Genomic DNA, 3,130 nt, shown 5'->3' with positions numbered 1-3,130 from the left:
CACTTTATTCTCGATCGCGCGCTCAAAACCCAGGCTACCTCAAGTGCGATCGATATATTCAGCAAGCCCTAATTAGACCTTAAATAATTATGGCTTAGAGCTAGATAGTTTTCTTAACCCAGAGGCGTTTTCCTTTCAGTTAAAATTTCCTAAAAAACTCTCCGTGCCTTTGTTTGCTTATGCTTCACAACCGCTAAATTCTAGCTTTTCTTTTAGTTTTAACACTCAACTGCTTGGTAACCGATGTATAATAGTGCCAAGCAAAAAGCAAATTAATTCCAAAAAATACCAAAGTTAAAACAAAGATAAAAAAAGACGTAAACGACAGCCTTGAAATCATCGTAAATATTGCGAAAATGATTGAGCAAAGCCCAAAACCAGAAGAAAAAGAACTTAAAAGTAGCAACCGCACCTTAGACATAGTTTAATTTAAAAATTATCAGTAAAATACACTTTTGGCAGCTAACGATGAGTACCCAATGATACTTATTACTATATAGCGGAATTGCTTATTTCCGCCAAGGGCAAAACGGCTGCTTTCCTAAAAAGGTTTGAATTCTCCAGAAAAATACAACCCGCGCTCTTGTAAACTCGTCTGGCTCTACTTAATACCAATCATCGGATACCGCAACTTGGCTGAAGCAAAAATCCCGCTATCGCCCAGCAAAGCATCCTAATGTTAGCCCCGCACCGTATCCGAGCCACGCAAACCAAATTGTTTGATCGGCAAAAGTTCTCACCCAGCCAACTGCACCTCTGATCGCACCACCAGCAGCGTCTCACGAACAAACAACCGCCCGTACTAGAATTGACCCCGCCACGCCAAAAATTCACTTTCAGGCCCGCTGCTGCTCACTTGAGCGCCAAAAGGTCCCACTCCCAGACTGAACTGCGATCGCGCCGCCAGACATCTTTCTCTTCCGTCTGGTTAAAATCCTGAAGCAGCCTTAGCGCCGAAACCCGAGTTCCACCTCCCTCATCCGCTCCTGGCGACAGCGGAAAATCCTCTTCTAGCAAAGATGTAAGCTGTTCGACATCTAAACTGCATTAACCAAGTTACCTTTATTTTTTATTTCTCGATTACATTTTATAATTAGTTCTCCTTCATTTAAAAGTTTATGTAACAGTGATTCTAGTTTTTCAATGGATTCAAATAATCTATTAGCAACATATTCCTTGGCAGAATGCCATACTAATTCAACAAGGTTATAGTCAGGGCTATATTTGGGCAAAAACTCTATGATTAGATTAGGCATTTCTGACGCTATTTTCTGCAAAGTCTCGGCTTTTTTAGGAAAACTAGCGTTGTCCAAAATTATCACAAACTTACAGCCTTTATCTTTAAAGTCTTCGGCTAAATTTCCTTGCAATATCCACTCTCATTTTAAATTTTCATAAAAGTTTTTTAGCACTGCATAAAAATTAGCCGAATTCCCAGATGGAATAAAATCTACCCATCTTTTTTTATCTGAATATCTCACTCCACCCATGACATTAATACGACCTTTTCGTCGATCTCCTATGAATGTTACTTCGAGTCCCTTTTTTACACCAGTTCTTCCTTCTGATTACTCTTAAACTAAATCCACTCTCGTCCCAAAACCATACCTGTAAAAGGTTTGAAGATTCTTTTTTTATTTTTAGATATTTAGCTAATTTATCTTTAAATAAACCCCTCTCTACGGTATCTTGTTTATCCTCTAAGCTATATTTCGCCCAGAGGTAAACATAGTTTTTTGACTTTAAAATCCTCCTTACTTGAGTGCTACTCAGTTCAATTCCTGTGTGTTTTCCTAAATGTATGGCAAGTCTAGCTGTTGTCCATCTCCCGAATTCATAGCCATATTTCTCAGGTTCTACTTCTATTGTCTCTAGAAGTAAATTAATGTATTCTTCTGTGGCTTTTCGGTAGTTACCCTTCATCCTATCATCTTTAAAACTGTCTAAATTTTCAGGTTCACCATGAATACTCCAATAAGCAACTTTTCTTAGACAACATCCAATTAGTTCAGCAGTTTGAGCTTGTGTGTTTCCGTTATTTAGTAACAAAAAAATTAAGGCTCTTTGCCGAATGTCTGGATGCTCATGCTGTTTTAATACTTGTTGAAGAGTTTCCTTTGTTTCGGAACTTAGAAAGTTTTTAGCAGGCATTCACTTTTTCTGAATATCATTATGTTATATTATACCAATATGCGTTTTAAATGCACAACAACTTATCGCTTTTCTCGACTGCCAGCACCGATACCGATCGCGATTTGTCTTCTCGGAGTTTGCACGATCGGCTGGCGATAAGTCAACTCATAAGTGCGCCCCGACGCCTCAATCTCCAGGGTGTCAAACGGCGGCCAGGCGATATTGCTTTTGAACGAGCTTGTAGCAGTTGAGCGAAAGTGAGCGGGCGGCCTACAAAGTCTTTGAGTGTGGCGTCTAATTATTCCTTGCAAAGACGGTGCTGCCAACTACTTCAAAAAGCTGTTCTGCCGGAAGCAGGGGCGCTGGGGGCGCGGGTTTTTGGAGGAGAGGCAAATTTCGCGGCAGCGGGTTGGGAATGGGAAATTCTTGTCTGTTTTCTCCTCGGTGCGGCAACTGAGCGAGACTTTCAGGGGCCTGAGTTTCAGTCCATCCATCAAACTCCCGGATGTTGTTTTCGGGATCTTTACTGTCTATATCTAATTCGGAACCCGAGTATAAATTACGAAGCCGATCGCGATCTGCTCCTGTTTCTTGATTTGTTAAATTATCATTAAAAATTGGCGATCGCACCCCTGAGTCAGCAGCAACCCTCCACTCGCCAACACTTAGAGCTGTTAGCGGTTCGGGGCAAATAGCTGCAATTGAAAGACCAAGTGCTAATGCCTTAAAAAATGTGATTTTACAAAAGGCTCTTGAAGGTTGCACGAGCATGACAGACTAGCCATATTTTATAGTTATTTTCACTTACGATCGGGCGTGGTCGGCGCAATTGCAAGGAATAAACTTACTCTATCACTTTTTTTAAAGGTTTAATTCCTTAAATCAACATAAAGGTACTTGACATAATCCTATTTTTATGTATTATACGGAATCCGGTTGTCATAGGTCTGTTATAATTGCTGAAAAAATCGAGCAAAAATAGCCATGCCAAAAAAAG

Annotated in this window: 2 protein-coding genes and 1 pseudogene; all 3 read right to left on the bottom strand. The window is 40.3% G+C overall.

Features of this window, described 5'->3' with window-relative positions; genetic code table 11:
- Positions 1-1,037: 1,037 nt before the first annotated feature.
- The 3 genes and pseudogenes from QUA40_RS28165 to QUA40_RS28155 all read right to left on the bottom strand — a co-directional run bounded on the left by QUA40_RS28165 (position 1,038) and on the right by QUA40_RS28155 (position 2,904).
- Positions 1,038-2,151 (bottom strand): annotated as a pseudogene (locus tag QUA40_RS28165) (IS630 family transposase).
- 62 nt (positions 2,152-2,213) lie between these two features.
- On the bottom strand, positions 2,214-2,444 hold the full coding sequence (locus QUA40_RS28160; RefSeq protein WP_333131929.1) for a hypothetical protein: 231 nt from the start codon (positions 2,442-2,444) through the stop codon (positions 2,214-2,216).
- Positions 2,428-2,904: a hypothetical protein gene (locus QUA40_RS28155; protein ID WP_333131927.1), complete on the bottom strand. Its 477-nt coding sequence runs from the start codon at positions 2,902-2,904 to the stop codon at positions 2,428-2,430. Before QUA40_RS28155 ends, QUA40_RS28160 begins: the two co-directional genes overlap by 17 nt.
- Positions 2,905-3,130 lie beyond the last annotated feature (226 nt).

It is taken from the genome of Microcoleus sp. Pol11C3, from assembly GCF_036701485.1.
In the GTDB taxonomy this organism is placed as follows: Bacteria; Cyanobacteriota; Cyanobacteriia; order Cyanobacteriales; family Microcoleaceae; genus Microcoleus.
Note: the sequence above shows the minus strand (reverse complement) of the source record. Positions and strands in the feature narration are given on the sequence as shown.

Excerpts from the sequence above, each read along its gene's own strand:
- QUA40_RS28155 (WP_333131927.1), bottom strand. The coding sequence starts at position 2,904 with ATGCTCGTGCAACCTTCAAGAGCCTTTTGTAAAATCACATTTTTTAAG.